This is a genomic window from Hyphomicrobium sp. (genome assembly GCF_019744875.1).
Taxonomy (GTDB): Bacteria; Pseudomonadota; Alphaproteobacteria; order Rhizobiales; family Hyphomicrobiaceae; genus Hyphomicrobium_C.
Genome location: NZ_JAIETU010000002.1, coordinates 1,022,878 through 1,040,176, shown reverse-complemented (window position 1 = coordinate 1,040,176; position 17,299 = coordinate 1,022,878). Strand labels below are relative to the sequence as shown.

The following is a 17,299-nucleotide window of genomic DNA, read 5'->3' as shown; positions in this document are numbered from 1 at the left end:
CAGGACGGAGCAATCCGAGGGTCGTCAGATATCGAGGTCCTTGGCGAAAGCGGCGCGGTCCTGGATGAAGCGGAAGCGGGCTTCCGGCTTGGAACCCATCAGCGCGTTGACGGCATCCGAAATACCCGTGCGGTCGCCGTCGCCGATTTCGACCTTGAGCAGCAGGCGCTTCTTGGGATCCATTGTCGTCGACTTGAGATCCTTGAAGTCCATTTCGCCGAGGCCTTTGAAGCGCGTCACGTCGGGCTTCTTGCCCGCGAACGTCGTCGCCAGCAGGCGCTCCCGGTGCGCTTCGTCGCGGGCATATTCGACATCGCCCTTCCACGTCAGGCGGAAGAGCGGCGGCACAGCCAGGAACAGATGGCCGTTTTCGATCAGCTCCGGCATCTCCTGGTAGAAGAAGGTGATCAGCAGCGAAGCGATGTGCGCGCCGTCGACGTCGGCGTCCGTCATGATGATCACGCGCTCGTAGCGCAGATCCTCGTCGCGATACTTGCTTCCTGTGCCCGCCCCGAGCGCCTGGATGAGGTCGGAGAGCAACTGGTTCTGGGACAGCTTGGCCGACGAGGCGTTGGCCACGTTGAGGATCTTGCCGCGCAGAGGAAGGATCGCCTGCGTGTCGCGCGCCCGCGCGCTCTTGGCCGAGCCGCCGGCGCTGTCGCCTTCGACGATGAAGATCTCCGTTCCGGCCGCCTGCTGGATCGAGCAATCCGCGAGCTTGCCGGGAAGGCGCAGCTTGCGCGTCGCCGACTGGCGGCCGACTTCCTTTTCGCGCCGCCGCTTAAGGCGTTCCTCGGCCTGGTCGACGGTCCACTCGAGCAGGCGCGTCGCCTGCTGCGGGCTGTCCGTCAGCCAGTGATCGAAGGCGTCCTTGACGGCCGATTCGACCAGCCGCGCAGCCTCCTGCGTGGCGAGCTTGTCCTTCGTCTGGCCCTGGAATTCGGGCTCTCGGATGAACACCGACAGCATCGCCGCGGCCGTGCCCATCACGTCTTCGGCCGTGATCTGGCCGGCCTTGCGATTGCCGACACGCTCGCCGAATTCGCGCAAGCTCTTGGAGAGCGCCGAGCGGAAACCGTTCTCGTGCGTGCCGCCTTCGCCGGTCGGGATCGTGTTGCAGTACGAGCGGCAGAAGCCGTCCTCGTCCGCCACCCAAGCGACTGCCCATTCGACGGAGCCGTGCTTGCCCTCGCGCTCGACGTTGCCCGCGAACAGATCCTTCGTGACGAACGTCTGCCCGGCGATTTCGGACGCGAGATAATCCTTGAGGCCGCCCGGAAAATGGAAGACGGCTTCGGCCGGCGTGTCGTCCTTGATCAGCGAGGGATCGCAGCTCCAGCGGATCTCGACGCCGCCGAACAGGTAGGCCTTCGAGCGCGCCATCTTGAGCAGGCGCGAGGGTTTGAAGTGCGCCCCCTTGCCGAAGATGGCCTCATCCGGGTGGAAGCGCACCTTCGTGCCGCGCCGGTTCATGACCGGGCCGAGCTTTTCGAGCTTGCCCTGCGCGATGCCGCGCGAGAACACCATGCGATAGAGCTGCTGGCCGCGCGCCACCTCTACTTCGCACGTATCCGACAGCGCATTGACGACCGAGACGCCGACGCCGTGCAGACCGCCCGAGGTGTTGTAGGCCTTGCCGTCGAACTTGCCGCCCGAATGCAGCGTGCACATGATGACTTCGAGCGCGCTCTGGTTCTTGAACTTGGGATGCGGATCGACGGGGATGCCGCGCCCGTTGTCGGCGACCGACAGGAAGCCGTCCGCGTCGAGCCGCACGTCGATCCAGGTCGCGTGCCCCGCGACCGCTTCGTCCATGGAGTTGTCGATCACTTCGGCGAACAGATGGTGCAGCGCCTTCTCGTCCGTGCCGCCGATGTACATGCCGGGGCGGCGGCGCACGGGCTCGAGCCCTTCCAGCACCTCGATGTCTGCGGCGGTGTAGGCGTCGGAAGCGTCACCCGTCTTGCGGGCGCGTTGGGTCTTGTCGGTCATGCTGCTCGTAATGCTCGAAAAAAGATCACGGATTGATTGGGCCATGCGCCGTCACCTTGTCTCGGATGGTCAGGGCCCGGGGCCGGTAACGCGAGACAATGGCGAGCGCGGGGCCCGAATCTGCGGCAGAAGCTTTGAGCGGAGACGTGCCACGTCCGCCGGTGCATTGGCAAGCCAGCGTGCGAAAGAGGCCACAGGCATGGGCCTTTCTGTGCCCCGCAGCACCGCCGTTCGTCCGGGAGAATGCACCGGAATGTGCGCCGAAACGCCGCCTCACGGCGGTTCCCGGCCCCGAGATGACGCGGGTCTGGTATCACGGCGACTGAATCTGGGGTCACCGAAAGCGCCGACGTATGACAACTTCGCCGAATGAGCCCGCGGCCCCGCCCGCGGGGCGGCGCGCCCTGATCGATGAGCCGCGGTTTCTCGTGGTGCTGCCCGGCTTGTTCTGGGCCGGCAATTCCATCGTGGCGCGGTCGATCGCCGGCGACATCCCGCCGATCGGGCTTGCCTTCTGGCGCTGGGCCGTCGCGGCCCTGCTGGTGCTGCCGTTCGCCTGGCCGCATCTTCGCCGCGACCTTCCGGCCATGCGCCGCAACTGGCCCATCATGCTCGTTCTGACGGCCCTCGGCGTCGCGATCTACAACACGTTTCTCTACATCGGCGCCCAGACAACCACGGCGCTGAACCTCGTCATGCTGCAGACGACGATGCCGCTCGTCGTGTTTGTCGCGTCCTTTCTCGTCTTCGGCCAGCAGGTGACGCGGGTTCAGGCGTGCGCGATCGCGATTTCGCTGTTGGGCGCTGTGACGTTGATTTCCCACGGCGATCCGGCCGTTCTGACGGAGCTGCAGTTCAAGCGCGGCGACCTTTGGATGCTGGCCGCGATCGTGTGCTACGCCTTCTACACCGCCTTGCTGCGGCTTCGCCCGCAGGTGCACGGCCTGAGCTTCGCCTGCGCGACCTTCGCGTTGGGCGCGCTGTTTCTGCTGCCGTTCTATGTCGCCGAAACGATGCTCGGCCGGCCGATGCCGGTCACGACGACCTCGGTGCTCGCGATCGCGTACGTCGCGCTGTTCGCGTCCGTGCTGGCCTACCTTGCGTTCAACCGGATCGTCGAGCTTCTCGGCGCGAACACAGCGGGCATGGTCGTGCATCTGGTTCCGGTTTTCGGGACAATCCTGGCCGTGCTGCTGCTGGGCGAGAGCCTGCACCTCTACCACGGCGTCGGCATCGCCCTTATCGCCACCGGCATCTGGCTCGCCACCCGCAAGCCCGCGCCAGCTTAGGAAAGCGCCAGCCTTAGGTCAGCACGGTACATTGTCGATCAGGCGCGTCTTGCCGAGCCAGGCGGCGGCGAGCACGCGGCCGGGGCGGCCCGAGCCGGGCACGAACGGCGCCAGCGTTTCCGCGTCGCGCACCTCGATGTAGTCGATCTTGGCAAAGCCGGCCGCGAGCAGCGCCTGTCCGGCCTCGCGCGGATCGCGCCCCTGGGCCACCTGCAGGATCGCCTTGTAGAGCATCGGCGCGACGTAGCGTTCGTCTTCAGTCAGGTAGGCATTGCGCGACGAGAGCGCGAGCCCGTCCTCCTCACGCACCGTATCCATGCCGCCGATCACGACGGGCAGATTGAGGTCGCGCACCATCTGGCGGATGACGGCGAGCTGCTGGAAATCCTTTTCGCCGAACAGCGCCAGATTGGGCGTCACCGCCGAGATCAGCTTGCACACCACCGTCGCGACGCCGCCGAAATGATGCGGCCGGAAGGCGCCTTCGAGCGGCAGTGCCGCCCCGCCCACCGCAATCTGCGTAGCATAGCCGTCCGGATACATGTCGCCGACCGAAGGCGCCCACAGGAGATGCGCGCCCGCACCCGCAAGCTTGGCCGCGTCGCCCGCCTCGTCCCGGGGATAGCGCGCCAGATCCTCGTGCGGCGCGAACTGGCTCGGATTGACGAAGAGCGACACGACCACGCGGTCGGCCGCCGAAAGGGCTGTCGCGACAAGCGCGATGTGGCCCGCGTGCAGGGCGCCCATGGTCGGCACCAGCGCGATGCTCTCCCCGGCCGCGCGCCACTCCGAAATCTGTGCGCGCAAGTCCTGGACGGTGCGGACGATTTTCACGGTGCTTCCTCTTCTTCGTAGTGTGGCGGACGGCTGCGGCCCAACCCGTTGGGCTCACGGCTCTTTCAACGCAAGCCGCGCTGGCGAGCCGGGCAGCCGCAAGAGCAGGTGAGGCAGGCGGTGCCGGTCCGTCAAGTGGCCCGATGTCCCGGCAACAATCCGGTTCGGACGGCTTTTCGAAGGCCGTTGCAGAACCCGGCAGCAAGCGCCATTTGCAGAAAGCACAAGCAGTGGTGCGCAGAAGTGCACAGGCCAATGTGCGGGAGTGCAAAGCCCTGCAGAATCAGGTGTGCTCGCCGCGGCAAGAGAAGGCACTCGTGTGATGATCGAGAAATTCGCCACATTGGGCGGCCAGGGTCCAAGCGGATTTCTCAAGCTGAATCATACGAGCACGTCGACGGCACTCGTGTCCCTGATGGTTCCGAAGTTCGCTCGGGACCTAGCCGCAAACTCAAGCGAACTCCGGAATCGGGACACTTAGATGGTTGCGCTGAGAAAATCCGATTTTGCAGGCGGACGCGCGGGCGAGCCCGAGCTGCCGTCGCGCGACGAGATTGCATCACATCTGTTCGCCGACGAAACGCGCCTCGTGGGCGGCCTGATCGAGCGCGCCGTTTTCACGGAAGACGAGCGCCGCCGCACCGCCGAGCGCGCCCGACTGCTCGTCGAAGCCGCCCGCGATGACGTGGGCAAGCACGGCGGCGTCGATGCATTCATGCGCGAGTACGGCCTTTCGAGCGAGGAAGGCGTCATCTTGATGTGCCTCGCGGAAGCGCTGCTGCGCATTCCCGACGCCGACACAGCCGACCGTTTCATCGCCGAGAAGATCGCGGGCGGCCAATGGGACCGCCATCGCGGCCATTCCGACAGCATTCTCGTGAACGCGTCGACCTGGGGCCTGATGCTGACGGGCCGTCTCGTCAAGCTCAAGGAGGCGCGCGGCGCCAACCCCTGGGAAGCACTGAAGCGCCTCGCCGCGCGGTCGGGAGAGCCGGTCATTCGCCAGGCGGTGCGCCAGGCCGTGAAGCTGCTGGGCGACCAGTTCGTGCTCGGCCGCTCCATTCGAGAAGCAATTTCCCGCTCGGCCGCCTTCGAAGCGCGCGGCTTCCGGTTCTCCTACGACATGCTGGGCGAAGCGGCGAAAACCGAGCGCGACGCAGCCCGCTACTTCGAACGCTACATGGGCGCCATCGATGCCGTCGGCCATGCCGCCGGCCCGAACCCGCTGTCTCATCCGGATTCTCTGCTCGCCCGCCCGTCTCTGTCGGTCAAGCTGTCGGCGCTCCATCCGCGCTACGAAGCAGGCAAGGAAACGCGCCTCGCCGAAGAGCTCTATCCGCGCGTCCTCACATTGCTCAAGTCCGCTGAAGCTCACGGTCTCGCCGTCACCATCGATGCCGAGGAGCAGGATCGCCACGAGCTGATGCTCGACATCTTCGCGCGCGCCTACATGGACCCCGCGCTTGAACGCTGGACCGGCCTCGGCCTCGCCGTGCAGGCGTACGGAAAACGCGCCATTCCGACGATCCGCTGGCTGCGGCGGCTTTCGGAGCTCGGCGGCAAGCGCATCCCCGTCCGGCTCGTGAAGGGCGCCTACTGGGACAGCGAGATCAAATGGGCGCAGGAGCGCGGTCTCGCCGACTATCCCGTCCTGACGCGCAAACTGCACACCGACGTGTCCTATCTCGCGTGTCTGCGCCTGCTGTTGTCGGACGAGAAAGCCTTCTATCCGCAGTTCGCCACCCACAACGCGCAAACCGTCGCCGCAGCCACCGTCGCGGCGGGACAGACGGGGTTCGAGTTCCAGCGCCTCCACGGCATGGGCGAAGCGCTGTACGAGGAAGTGTCCGCGCCCGGCAAGCTGCGCCATCCGTGCCGCATTTACGCGCCCGTCGGCGAGCATGAGGACCTGCTGTCCTATCTCGTGCGCCGCCTTCTCGAAAACGGCGCCAACACGTCGTTTGTCAACCGCCTCGCCGACGAGGAAGCGCCCATCGCGCAGATCATCCGCGATCCGGTGGAGACGGCCGAACGCGAGCGCGAAACGCCGGCCGCGGTGCGGGCTTTGCCGCGTCCGCGCGAAATCTACTGGCCGGAGCGGAAAAACTCCGCCGGCATCGCGCTCACCGACCGCGCCCATCGCCAGTCTCTGCTGTCCGCCATGGACGCGGCCCTCGCGCGCCCGTTCGACGTCGGCCCGATCGTGGACGGCATCGAGCACGTCGGCGGCCCGCAGGCGACGCTTCTCACCTGCCCGCACGACCGGCGCGAGCGGCTGGGCTCCGTCCGCATTGCCACACCGCGCGAGGTCGACACGGCCATTGAGGTCGCCGAGCGCGCCGCGCACGACTGGGATCGAATCGGCGGACTGGCGCGCGCGAAGGTGCTGGACTTCGCAGCCGACATGTTCGAGCGCGATCGCGCGCGCCTGATGGCGGTGCTGATCCGCGAGGCGGGCAAAACGATACCCGCGGCCCAGGCCGAGGTTCGCGAAACGGCCGATCTGCTGCGTTACTACGCCATCGAGGCGCGCCGCCTGCTGAGCGCAGCCGCGCCGTTGAAAGGCCCGACGGGCGAACAGAACGCCATCGAGCTGCGTGCACGCGGACCGTTTGCCTGCATCGCGCCGTGGAACTTCCCGCTCGCAATCTTCGTCGGCCAGATCGCGGCAGCACTTGCGGCGGGCAATCCCGTGCTCGCCAAGCCCGCCGAGCAGACGCCGATCACGGCCATGCTCGCCGTGCGCCTTCTGCATGAAGCCGGTGTTCCCAAAACCGTGCTGCATCTCTTGCCGGGCTCGGGCGCAGTCGGTGCGGCGCTCGTCAAATCTCCGAAGATCAAAGGCGTGGCCTTCACCGGCGGCAACGAAGCGGCCTGGTCCATCCAGAAGGCGCTGGCGGATCGCCGCGCCGAGATCGTGCCCTTCATCGCCGAGACCGGCGGCCTCAACGCCATGATCGCCGACAGCAGCGCGCTGCCCGAGCAGGTCGTGCGCGATGCCGTCACGTCGGCTTTCGACAGCGCGGGGCAACGCTGCTCGGCACTTCGCGTGCTGTTCGTGCAGGAAGAGATCGCCACCCGCACGCTGCGCATGCTGACCGGCGCCATCGAAGCCCTCGATGTCGGCGACCCGTTCGACTACGCGACGGATATCGGCCCCGTGATCGACGAAGCGGCGCAGGATACGCTCGAAGCGCACAAGGTGCGGATGCAGCGTGACGGCCGCGAGCTGATCGACGTGCGCCTGCCGTCGGCCTGCCGCGCGGGCACCTACGTCACGCCCGCCTGCTACGAGATCGACCGTATGGCACTGCTGGAACGCGAGGTCTTCGGCCCGATCCTGCATGTCGTCCGCTTTGCGGGCGGCCATCTGCCGAAGGTGGTCGAAGACATCAACGCCACGGGCTACGGCCTGACGCTCGGCCTCCACAGCCGCATTTCGAACGTCGCGGATTACGTGGCCGAGCACGCGCGCGTCGGCAATCTCTACGTCAACCGCAATCAGGTCGGCGCCGTGCCGGGCGTCCAGCCGTTTGGCGGTGAGGGGCTCTCCGGCACCGGACCGAAGGCGGGCGGACCCAACTACGTCGCCCGCTTCGCGACCGAGCGCGTCCGCACGGCCGACATCACGGCCACCGGCGGCAACGTCGGCCTGCTGACCCAGGACGTCTCCGACGACGACTAGTCGAGAGAAGACGGCCGTTGTCTCAGCTCCCGCTTCCCACCATGTTAGGGCCAGCAAGGAGATCTGGCCCGCAATGGCGCGAGACGTGAAGACACCGGGCAACGCGACGACGGATCCGGCCGCGACGGGCAAGGCCGCCGGCGGCGTCCCCGCGCGCGAGACATCGTCCGGCAGTGAGATCGCGGATTTCGTCGCCAAGGTGAAGGCGCTGGGGCCCGCTGTGGGGCCAGGGCGCGGCCGCCTGCTGTTCGCCATGGACGCCACCATGAGCCGCGCGCCGACGTGGGATATGGCGCTCGCGCTTCAGTCCGAGATGTTCCAGGCGGTCAAGGAAATCGGATCGCTCGAAGTGCAGCTCATGTACTTCCGCGGCGCGGGCGAGGCGCGCGCGTCCCGCTGGGTCTCGAACGCCGACGCGCTCGCCGGGCTCATGCGCCAGGTCGCCTGCCACGGCGGCTACACGCAGATCGGCAAGGTGCTGACGCACGCGCGGCGTGAGTCGGAGACGAAGCGCATCAGCGCGCTCGTCTACGTCGGCGATGCGGTTGAGGAGTCCATCGACGATCTTGCGGGGCGCGCAGGCGAGCTGGCGTTGCTCGGCGTGCCCGCGTTCCTGTTTCAGGAGGGAGATGATCCGCATGCCACGCGGGCCTTCGCCGAGATCGCCCGCCTCACGAAAGGCGCCGCCTGCCGCTTCGGCCCCGGTTCCGCCGCAGAGCTTCGCGATCTCCTGACGGCGGTCGCCGTTTATGCGGCCGGCGGCGAGAAAGCTCTGCAGGCATTGCTGGCCAAGCCGGGCTCAGCCGGCGCGCGACGCCTGCTCGGCCAAATGAAGCGGTAAGGACGCGGACCCGCGTCGGTATCCGAATGCGACTGCGGTGTTTATAGTGCGCGAAGCGTTTGCCTTTGCCGGGTCTGGCTAGGGCTCGCCGTTTCACGGAAAAGGAAAGTGCCGAGGTCGACGCGCAGATGCAGTTTCTACTCCTCGGCCTTGCCGCGCTCGTCCTGGCGCTGTTTTCGATAGGCGGCTTCACGCGCGCCAATCCCGCCGCATTGGCGCGGCAACTCCGCCTGGCGGGCGGCGCGGTGGCACTCGGTGCGTCGGCCCTGTTTCTGATCCGCGGCGCGCCCGGCGTCGCCGCTGTGCTCGGTATGATTGGAAGCTGGCTGCTGGGCTGGAACGGCACCGCGCCCACCTGGCGCCGGCCTCAGGCCCCGAAGACGGGCCAGTCCTCCACCGTGACCACCGATCATCTCGAAATGGAGCTGGATCACGACAGCGGCGCCATGGGCGGGCGCGTGCTGAAAGGCATGTTCACCGGCCGCAACCTCGACACGCTGAAGCCCGCCGAGGTCGCGCTGCTCTGGCACGACTGCCGCTTCATCGATCCGCAGTCGGCGCAGTTGCTCGAGACGTATCTCGATCGCGTCCACCCCACCTGGCGGGAGGACGTTTCGCGCGGCGAGCGCGAGATGCGCGACCATGACGGCCGCATGCAGCCTGAGCAGGCCTATGAGATCCTGGGGCTGAAACCCGGCGCGACCGATGAGGAAGTGCGCCGCGCCCATCGCGACCTGATGCTCAAGCTGCATCCCGATCGGGGCGGCTCGACGTATCTGGCCGCCCAGGTCAACGAAGCCAAGGACGTCTTGCTCAACCAGCGGTGATCAGCGCCGACACGATGCTTTCGGGAAGCTGGCCGGCAAGCTGCAGCAGCGAGCCGAGCACGATCAGTATGGTTGCGAGCACGAAAAAACGCTTGCGCGCCCTAAGCGTCGCGATGTGCCGCGCGCGAACGCTGCGGTCCACCATCTCGTCGTGAAGCCTGTGGTGCGTATCGAGGTGCGACCGGAGCTGATCGGACGCATGCGAGGTCTGGTGGTGGCGCAGCGACTGCTCCCAGGCGCGCTTCTGCTGGTGTTCGAGCGCCGCGTTCTCGTGGAAGAACGCGATCCACCATTCCCTGAGCAGCAGCAAAAATCCGAGCAGATCGAGCGCGATGCCCGCGACGGAGATCCAAGCCTGTGCGGCCGCCATGAACTTTTCTACTCCGCCCGCATGACGAGGCAATCGACGGCGAGGCGGCGCAGCTCCAGGCAGGTCGCCGAGGCCGCCGGTTCGTCGAAGTTCACGAACCGGGCGCGGTAGACCTGCCGGTCGGCCTTCTGGAAGGGCAAGGTGACGCCGTTGTGGCCTTCGAGCAAAGCGACCGCGCGCGAACGCACGCCATCGATCTTCGATTTCGCTTCGTCCGGCGTCGAAAAGGCGCCGATCTGAATTTCATAGCCTTTGCCACCGGTCGCGCTCGGCTGGGACGGGGCGGCTGCGGGTTGGCGCGGGGCCGAAGGTTCGTGTGCAGCGAGCAGTGCGGCATGCGCCGGCGAGCCGTCTTCGTTCATGCCGCCGCGCGCAATATCGCTGGCGCCGAGTGCGTTGGCCTGCGCACCGAGCGTGGACGCAGGACGCGCGACAGCGCCGCTCGCGTCCGCAACCTGAGCGCCGGACGGAGGTGTCGTCGGTACGGGCGCGCCGTCGATGAGAGATTTGCGGATCAGCCCGGCAATATCTTGTGGTGTGCCGGCCGAAGCCTGCGTGGCCGGGGTTCCGGCCGAAGCCTCCATCTCGCGCACGGACGGTGCGTCGTCTTCAGTCGCCGCGGCGGTCGATTTCTCTTCGATCTCCGCGTCAGACATCGCCTCGCGCAAGGCCTGAAGATCGAGGCGTGGCGACTCGGCCGGCTGCGCCTCTTCGCCCGGCGCGGGCAGTTGCGCGACGGCGACTGGCTCCGCGGGCGGAGGCGCGCTGGCAGGAGGCGGGGTGGCCGTCTCCTTCTCCGTCGACAGAACCTGCGCGATGGCATCCGGCTGGCGGCGCGCGGCGCGCACGGGAAGCGGCACGTTCGAGGGCGTCAGAGCGGCAACGGCGACCTTTTTCTTCGCGGCGGGAGCCGGAGCCGGAGCGGGTGCTGCAGCGGCGAGAACGGGCGCGGGCTTCGAGGGCTTCCGCGCCGACGCGATCAGCTTGGCCGGCTCACGAGTCTTGCTGGTGGAAGCATCCTGCAACGCGGCGTAGAGCAGCGAGCGCATGAGCGCGTTGCGGGTCGCCGCCGTCTTGCCGCCGAACACCGCGCCGACGATGTGCTTGCCGTCCGCGCGCACCGACGACACGAGATTGAAGCCAGAAGCGCGCGTGTAGCCCGTCTTCACGCCGTCCATGCCCGGGAAACCGCGCATCAGCGTATTGTGCGATTTGTAGACCTTGCCCCCGTACTCGAACGACGGGAGCGAAAAATACTTGTAGTGCTGCGGATAGTCGTCCTGCAGCCGCAGCGCCAGGATGGTCATGTCGCGTGCGGTCGAGAACTGCGCAGGATTGGGCAGTCCGGACGCATTGCGGAACGTGGTGTTGCGCATGCCGATCTGACGGGCGCGCTCGGTCATCATGCTGGCGAACTGATATTCCGATCCGCCGATGCGCTCAGCGACGGCCACGGCGATGTCGTTGGCCGATTTGACGACGAGCGCCTTGATGCAGTCGATTACCGCGATCTCTTCGCCGACCTCGAGCCCCAGCTTCGACGGCGCCATGCCGTTGGCGCGCTCGCTGATCCGGATCTTGCTGTCGTAGGTGAGGCGCCCCTGCTCGATCTCGCCGAACAGCATGTAGAGCGTCATCATTTTGGTGAGCGAGGCGGGGAAGCGCAGCTCGTCGCCGTCTTGATCGTGCAACACGCGCCCGGTGTTGGCGTCGATGATGATCGAGGCCTGCTTCTTGGCATCACCTTTCGCGTGTGCGGTGCCGAGCGGCAGCAATGACAGTCCGCAGACGGCCAGCAGCAGCAGCATCGATCGCGTCACGACAGTCGCCAAGGAGCCCCCAGAGAGTGAAATGAGTATGTGAACTGAGAGTGTGAAATGCTCGAAGTGTGAAGTGCTTGCCAGGTCACCGGACCCAGTGCTCGGAACCGGCGCGCTGGAGCCGGTCATCGGCGCCTATACGTGCCCACCCGTTGGCCTGCCGAGCCGTCAACCATATCCGATGCCGGTTTTCATGCCTATTCTTCTGGGCCACTTTGGGGCCACCCTGAGCCTTTCCAGCGCCACAAGTGGAGGCGCCTTTCCGGCGTCACGACGGACCCAGCCCATGCCGCCGTCACGCTAAACGAAGCCGCCCTGCCATTAGGTTAACGAACCCGATACAGGACCGCGCACTGCCATGTTGCGGCGCAACGTAAGGCTTGAAAACCATGCTGCAGCGCTTATAATTATGGGGCAAGACTCTCCACCGGATCAGGACGGGTAGCAGCTCATGATCAACAATCTGCAAGACATTCAGAAGATTAGTCAGACCAACGTCGACACGGCTTTGAAGATCTTCGGCGATTGGAACAAGGGTTGGCAGGCAATCGCCGCCGAAATGACCGATTACTCGAAGCGCGCCTTCGAGGATGGCACGGCAACCTTCGAAAAGCTGGTGTCGGCAAAGTCCGTCGAGCAGGCCGTCGAGATTCAGACGAGCTTCGCCAAGCGCGCCTACGACGACTACATGCATCAGCTCTCCAAGATCGGTGGCATGTACAGCAGCCTCGCCAAGGACGCCTACAAGCCGGTCGAAAAGGCCTTTCAAAACGTCAGGTGAGCCGATGCTCGCCAGCTTGTTCGACAAGTGACGGCAAAATAGGCCCTGGCTTTTCAGCCACGGGCCTTTTTTATTGACCGGAGCACCCCACTTTCTTTTGGCCCGATTGATCTGCTCCGATCTCTCCAGCAAGGAGGCCAATCAGAGGCCCGCAATAGCGGGCAAACCCGCAAAGGGCATTGCTGGCGCAAGCTACCTGCGCAAACATGGCACTAGGAGGCGGCCGCGTGGCGGCAGCCAAAGATCGACAACACGTAAGATGACACTGGGACTGAGAATGGCCGGACGGAATGGGGCGGGCAACAACGACAAGAGTGGCGAGGAAGGCAAGACCGGCCTTGTCACCAAGACGCGGCCAAAAACCAAAAAGCCGTCACTCTACAAAGTGCTGATTCTCAACGACGACTACACGCCGATGGAATTCGTCGTGCTCGTGCTGGAGAAGTATTTCAGCAAGGGCCGGGAGGAAGCCACGCGCATCATGCTGCACGTGCATCACAAGGGCGTCGGGATCTGCGGCGTCTTCACTTACGAAGTCGCAGAGACGAAGGTGACGCAGGTGATGGACTTCTCGCGTCAGCATGGCCATCCTTTACAATGCACCATGGAGAAAGAGTAGGTCGAACGTGCCATCCTTCTCGAAGAGCCTTGAAGCATCTCTCCACCGCGCTCTGGAGTTCGCGAACGAGCGCAATCACGAGTTCGCCACCCTCGAGCATCTGCTCGCTGCGCTGATCGATGATCGCGACGCGGCCGCTGTCATGCGCGCCTGCAATGTCGATCTCGACCAGTTGCGCCAGCGTGTCACCGAATATCTCGACACCGAGCTCGGCAACCTCGTTCACAAGGGCAGCGCCGAAGCGCAGCCGACCACGGGTTTCCAGCGCGTCATTCATCGCGCCGTCGTGCACGTGCAGTCGTCTGGGCGCGAGGAAGTCACCGGCGCCAACGTGCTGGTCGCCATTTTTGCGGAACGCGAGAGCCACGCGGCGTTCTTCCTGCAGGAGCAGGAAATGACGCGCTTCGACGCGGTCCAGTACATCAGTCACGGAATCGCCAAACGAGCTGGGATGGCAGAGCCCAGGGGAGTGCGCGGGGTGGATGACGAGCAGGCGAGCGAGACCGGCGAAGACAAGAAGCCCGGTCAGGATGCGCTCAACACATATTGCGTCAATCTGAACAAGAAGGCGCGCGACGGCCGCATCGATCCGTTGATCGGCCGCGAGCAGGAGGTGCTGCGCACCATCCAGGTGCTGTGCCGTCGCCAGAAGAACAACCCGCTGCTGGTCGGCGATCCGGGTGTCGGCAAGACGGCCATCGCCGAAGGCTTGGCGCGCAAGATCCTGCGCGGCGAGGTCCCCGAAGTGCTGAAGAATGCCACCATCTTCTCGCTCGACATGGGCGCGCTGCTGGCTGGCACGCGCTACCGAGGAGACTTCGAGGAACGCCTGAAGGCGGTCATGAAGGAGGTCGAGAACTATCCCGGCGCGATCCTCTTCATCGACGAGATCCACACCGTGATCGGCGCGGGCGCCACGTCCGGCGGCGCAATGGACGCATCGAACCTGCTGAAGCCCGCGCTTCAGTCGGGCACGGTGCGCTGCATCGGCTCGACCACCTACAAGGAGTACCGCCAGCACTTCGAGAAGGATCGCGCGCTCGTCCGCCGCTTCCAGAAGATCGACGTGAAAGAGCCCACGATCGAGGACAGCATCGCGATCCTCAAGGGTCTGAAGCCGTACTTCGAGGAGTTCCACAAGCTCAAGTACACGGGCGAGGCCATCAAGGCCGCCGTGGAGCTGTCGGCGAAGTACATCCACGACCGCAAGCTGCCCGACAAGGCGATCGACGTGATCGACGAGACGGGCGCCTCGCAGATGCTCGTGCCGGAAGGCAAGCGCAAGAAGAAGATCACGGTGAAGGAGGTCGAGGCCACCGTCGCCACGATGGCGCGCATCCCGCCGAAGACGGTCACCAAGTCCGACGCCGAGGTGCTCTCGAACCTCGACAAGGACATGAAGCGGCTCGTGTTCGGCCAGGACAAGGCCATCACCGCGCTCTCGGCCGCCATCAAGCTCGCGCGCGCAGGCCTGCGGGAACCGGAAAAGCCGATCGGCTGCTACCTGTTCTCCGGCCCCACCGGCGTCGGCAAGACCGAAGTCGCCAAGCAGCTCGCCAACCTGATGGGCGTCGAGCTGCTGCGCTTCGACATGTCGGAGTACATGGAAAAGCACACCGTCTCGCGGTTGATCGGCGCGCCTCCGGGCTATGTCGGCTTCGACCAGGGCGGCTTGCTGACCGACGGCATCGATCAGCATCCCCACTGCGTGCTGCTGCTCGACGAGATCGAGAAGGCCCATCCGGACCTGTTCAACATCCTGTTGCAGGTCATGGACCACGGCAAGCTCACCGATCACAATGGCAAGAGCGTCGACTTCCGCAACGTCATCCTGATCATGACGACGAATGCGGGAGCGACCGACATGGCGCGTCCGCCCATGGGCTTCAACCGCGAGCGGCGCGAGGGCGAGGATACCGAGGCCGTGAACAGGCTGTTCACGCCGGAGTTCCGCAACCGTCTCGATGCGGTCATCCCGTTCTCCGGCCTGCCGCCGGAGGTGATCGCCAAGGTCGTCGAGAAGTTCATCTTCCAGCTCGAGGCCCAGTTGGCTGATCGTGGCGTCACGATCGAGCTTTCGGAAGGCGCACACAAATGGATCGGCGAGAAGGGCTACGACGAGAAGTTCGGCGCAAGGCCCTTGGCCCGCGTCATCCAGGAGTACATCAAAAAGCCGCTGGCCGATGAGCTGCTGTTCGGCAAGCTCGAGAACGGCGGCACCGTGAAAGTGCTCGTTCAGGGCAAGGGCGAGGACAGCACGCTCACGTTCGAGATCATCCCCGGCGATCCGTCCAAGAAACCGCGCGCCAAGGACGAGGACGACGAGGACGACGACCTCGAAGTGGCCGAAGCGGCGAGCCTGGTCGAGGTCGCGCCGCCGCGTAAGGCCCTGCCGGGCCCGAAGGACAAGAAGGACAAGCCCCCCCGTTCGGGTGGCGCAGTCCCGAGTGTCCCGCGCAAAAAGGAAGATTGAGGCGCCTCTCGCCCCACACGCCAATCGAAACGCCGCGAAGCCTGAGCTTCGCGGCGTTTCGCGTTTCACTGGCCCCAATGCGCTTGCGGGTGGCGCGCTTCACGGCCATAGTCTCGATACGCATCAAATCCGCTTGCGGACGCATCTTGAACGAGCGGACGCATCTTGAAGGAGCGCCGGCGTGACCGAGCATTCCGTCCGGCTTCACATGTTCTCGGAGGTCGCGTCGTACAGCCTCGCGAACGACGGTCTCGTCGTGCAGTCCGGCGGGGCGACGAAGCGCATCCCGTATGCGGACATCGAAAGCGTGCGCCTGATCTCGTATGCGAGCTTCGAAAGCACGCACGCGCAATGCACGATCGCAACCCGCTCGCAGGGGAAGATCACCGTCCGCTCGCATCATTTTCTGTCGGTCGGAGAGTTCGAGGATCGCTCCCCCACCTATGCGGCTTTCGTGCGCGGCCTGTGCCGCCGCGTGAGTGCGGCCAACGCGAAGGCCCAGTTCATTCAGGGCAGCGGCGGCCTGCAGATCGTCTGGATCGTCGTTCTGCTGCTTGCCGCGATCGGTGTCGCCGTCTGGATCGCCGCCGTCTATGAGGGCGCGGTCAGTGCGTGGCAGGCCCTCGCCGTCGTCGCCGTCCTGGCGTTGGGCGCATACGTGGGCCTGCATGGTTTTGCCGGAAACAAGGTCAAGCACTTCGACCCGATGAACCCGCCGCTGCCTTAGCTCTTGAACGGCCGCGGCGGGCTAGGCGATGTCTCAGGTCTCGACGCAGATCTTGCCGAAGTGCTGCGCCTGTTCCTCGTAGCGGAAGGCGTCTGCAAGCTGGTCCAGCGCGAACGTCTTATCGATCACGGGCCGGATGCCCGTCGCTTCGAGTCCGCGTACCATCTCCTCCTGATGCCGTCGGCTGCCGACGACAATGCCCTGCAGCTTGATCTGCTTGGCCATCATGGCGAGCGTCGGCACCTCGCCTTTGATCCCCGTCAGGATGCCGATCAGCGCGATGTGTCCGCCGACGCGTGCCGCCGTGATCGATTGCGCGAGCGTGCCGGGCCCGCCGATTTCGAGCACATGATCGACGCCACGCTTGCCCGTCCAGCGCCGCACGGTGTCGCCCCACTCGGGGTCTGTCTTGTAGTTCACGGTAAAGTCGGCGCCCATCTCGCGGGCCCGTTCGAGCTTCGCGTCCGACGACGATGTGACGATCGCCACCGCGCCCATGGCCTTGGCCATCTGCAGCGCGAAGATCGCGACGCCGCCGGTGCCGAGAATGAGCACGCTGTCGCCGGCCTTGAGCTGGCCTTCGACGACCAGCGCGCGCCATGCAGTCAATCCCGCGCACGGCAAGGTCGCGGCTTCTGCGTGCGTCCAGCCGGCGGGCGCGCGCGTGAACCAGTGAGCGGGCGTGACGACGGCTTCACAGGCATAGCCATCGATGCCGTCGCCGGGCACATGGCTGAAATTGCCGTGCGGCGGCACGCCGTCCTGCCAATAGGGGAAGAAGCACGAGAGGACGTGATCGCCGGCCGCGAACTCCGTCACGCCCTCGCCGACCGCTTCGACGACGCCCGCGCCGTCCGACAGCAGAACGCGCCCGTTGGCGGTCGGGATGGCGCCGGCGGCCACCGCATAGTCGTGATAATTCAGCGAGTTCGCGGCCAGGCGCACGCGGATCTGCCCGGCCCCCGGTGCACCCGGATCGCCGCGCTCGACAACCTGCAGATGATCGAGCCCGGCGGGGCGAGACACAATGACGGCTTTCAT

13 protein-coding genes are annotated in these 17,299 nt (G+C 65.7%); 8 read left to right on the top strand and 5 right to left on the bottom strand.

Annotation, left to right across the window (positions count from 1 at the left end; genetic code table 11):
• Window positions 1-24: 24 nt before the first annotated feature.
• Entirely contained in the window at window positions 25-1,992 is a 1,968-nt protein-coding gene (gene parE, locus K2Y42_RS04965; RefSeq protein WP_291149163.1) for a DNA topoisomerase IV subunit B, read from the bottom strand.
• A 353-nt stretch (window positions 1,993-2,345) separates the two neighbouring features.
• On the opposite strand from parE, the gene K2Y42_RS04960 reads away from it, so the two are divergent.
• On the top strand, window positions 2,346-3,281 hold the full coding sequence (locus tag K2Y42_RS04960; RefSeq protein WP_291149162.1) for a DMT family transporter: 936 nt from the start codon (window positions 2,346-2,348) through the stop codon (window positions 3,279-3,281).
• 18 nt (window positions 3,282-3,299) lie between these two features.
• Here K2Y42_RS04960 and panC read toward each other — a convergent pair whose 3' ends face one another.
• Window positions 3,300-4,115: a pantoate--beta-alanine ligase gene (gene panC, locus K2Y42_RS04955; protein ID WP_291149161.1), complete on the bottom strand. Its 816-nt coding sequence runs from the start codon at window positions 4,113-4,115 to the stop codon at window positions 3,300-3,302.
• 481 nt (window positions 4,116-4,596) lie between these two features.
• Between panC and putA the strand changes: the two genes are divergently transcribed.
• From putA to K2Y42_RS04940, 3 genes are all read left to right on the top strand, one after another.
• Entirely contained in the window at window positions 4,597-7,800 is a 3,204-nt protein-coding gene (putA, locus tag K2Y42_RS04950) for a bifunctional proline dehydrogenase/L-glutamate gamma-semialdehyde dehydrogenase PutA (RefSeq protein ID WP_291149160.1), read from the top strand.
• A 73-nt stretch (window positions 7,801-7,873) separates the two neighbouring features.
• Window positions 7,874-8,641, top strand: coding sequence for a VWA domain-containing protein (locus K2Y42_RS04945; RefSeq protein ID WP_291149158.1), 768 nt, complete (start codon window positions 7,874-7,876; stop codon window positions 8,639-8,641).
• 128 nt (window positions 8,642-8,769) lie between these two features.
• Window positions 8,770-9,468, top strand: coding sequence for a DnaJ domain-containing protein (locus K2Y42_RS04940; RefSeq protein ID WP_291149156.1), 699 nt, complete (start codon window positions 8,770-8,772; stop codon window positions 9,466-9,468).
• Here the strand turns inward: K2Y42_RS04940 and K2Y42_RS04935 are convergent.
• Together K2Y42_RS04935 and K2Y42_RS04930 are read right to left on the bottom strand one after the other, a co-directional pair.
• Entirely contained in the window at window positions 9,455-9,838 is a 384-nt protein-coding gene (locus K2Y42_RS04935; RefSeq protein ID WP_291149153.1) for a hypothetical protein, read from the bottom strand. The two genes, K2Y42_RS04940 and K2Y42_RS04935, sit on opposite strands and share 14 nt — an antisense overlap.
• 8 nt (window positions 9,839-9,846) lie before the next feature.
• Entirely contained in the window at window positions 9,847-11,658 is a 1,812-nt protein-coding gene (locus tag K2Y42_RS04930; protein WP_291149151.1) for a serine hydrolase, read from the bottom strand.
• A 451-nt stretch (window positions 11,659-12,109) separates the two neighbouring features.
• Here K2Y42_RS04930 and K2Y42_RS04925 point away from each other — a divergent pair, with 451 nt between their 5' ends.
• The 4 genes from K2Y42_RS04925 to K2Y42_RS04910 all read left to right on the top strand — a co-directional run bounded on the left by K2Y42_RS04925 (window position 12,110) and on the right by K2Y42_RS04910 (window position 16,258).
• Window positions 12,110-12,439 carry a phasin family protein gene (locus tag K2Y42_RS04925; protein ID WP_291149149.1) on the top strand — a complete coding sequence of 110 codons (330 nt, stop codon included), beginning with the start codon at window positions 12,110-12,112 and terminating at the stop codon, window positions 12,437-12,439.
• A 277-nt stretch (window positions 12,440-12,716) separates the two neighbouring features.
• Window positions 12,717-13,058, top strand: coding sequence for an ATP-dependent Clp protease adapter ClpS (gene clpS / locus K2Y42_RS04920; RefSeq protein ID WP_291149146.1), 342 nt, complete (start codon window positions 12,717-12,719; stop codon window positions 13,056-13,058).
• A 7-nt stretch (window positions 13,059-13,065) separates the two neighbouring features.
• Entirely contained in the window at window positions 13,066-15,531 is a 2,466-nt protein-coding gene (gene clpA / locus K2Y42_RS04915) for an ATP-dependent Clp protease ATP-binding subunit ClpA (protein ID WP_291149143.1), read from the top strand.
• A 181-nt stretch (window positions 15,532-15,712) separates the two neighbouring features.
• Window positions 15,713-16,258, top strand: coding sequence for a hypothetical protein (locus K2Y42_RS04910; protein ID WP_291149139.1), 546 nt, complete (start codon window positions 15,713-15,715; stop codon window positions 16,256-16,258).
• Between the two features lie 33 nt (window positions 16,259-16,291).
• Here the strand turns inward: K2Y42_RS04910 and K2Y42_RS04905 are convergent, their stop codons facing one another.
• Window positions 16,292-17,299 (bottom strand): NAD(P)-dependent alcohol dehydrogenase, encoded by a 1,008-nt coding sequence (locus tag K2Y42_RS04905; protein WP_291149137.1) that lies wholly within the window; start codon window positions 17,297-17,299, stop codon window positions 16,292-16,294.

Coding starts and splice junctions, on each gene's coding strand:
- parE (WP_291149163.1), bottom strand. CDS start 1,992: ATGACCGACAAGACCCAACGCGCCCGCAAGACGGGTGACGCTTCCGAC.
- K2Y42_RS04960 (WP_291149162.1), top strand. CDS start 2,346: ATGACAACTTCGCCGAATGAGCCCGCGGCCCCGCCCGCGGGGCGGCGC.
- putA (WP_291149160.1), top strand. CDS start 4,597: ATGGTTGCGCTGAGAAAATCCGATTTTGCAGGCGGACGCGCGGGCGAG.
- K2Y42_RS04945 (WP_291149158.1), top strand. CDS start 7,874: ATGGCGCGAGACGTGAAGACACCGGGCAACGCGACGACGGATCCGGCC.
- K2Y42_RS04940 (WP_291149156.1), top strand. CDS start 8,770: ATGCAGTTTCTACTCCTCGGCCTTGCCGCGCTCGTCCTGGCGCTGTTT.
- K2Y42_RS04935 (WP_291149153.1), bottom strand. CDS start 9,838: ATGGCGGCCGCACAGGCTTGGATCTCCGTCGCGGGCATCGCGCTCGAT.
- K2Y42_RS04925 (WP_291149149.1), top strand. CDS start 12,110: ATGATCAACAATCTGCAAGACATTCAGAAGATTAGTCAGACCAACGTC.
- clpS (WP_291149146.1), top strand. CDS start 12,717: ATGGCCGGACGGAATGGGGCGGGCAACAACGACAAGAGTGGCGAGGAA.
- K2Y42_RS04905 (WP_291149137.1), bottom strand. CDS start 17,299: ATGAAAGCCGTCATTGTGTCTCGCCCCGCCGGGCTCGATCATCTGCAG.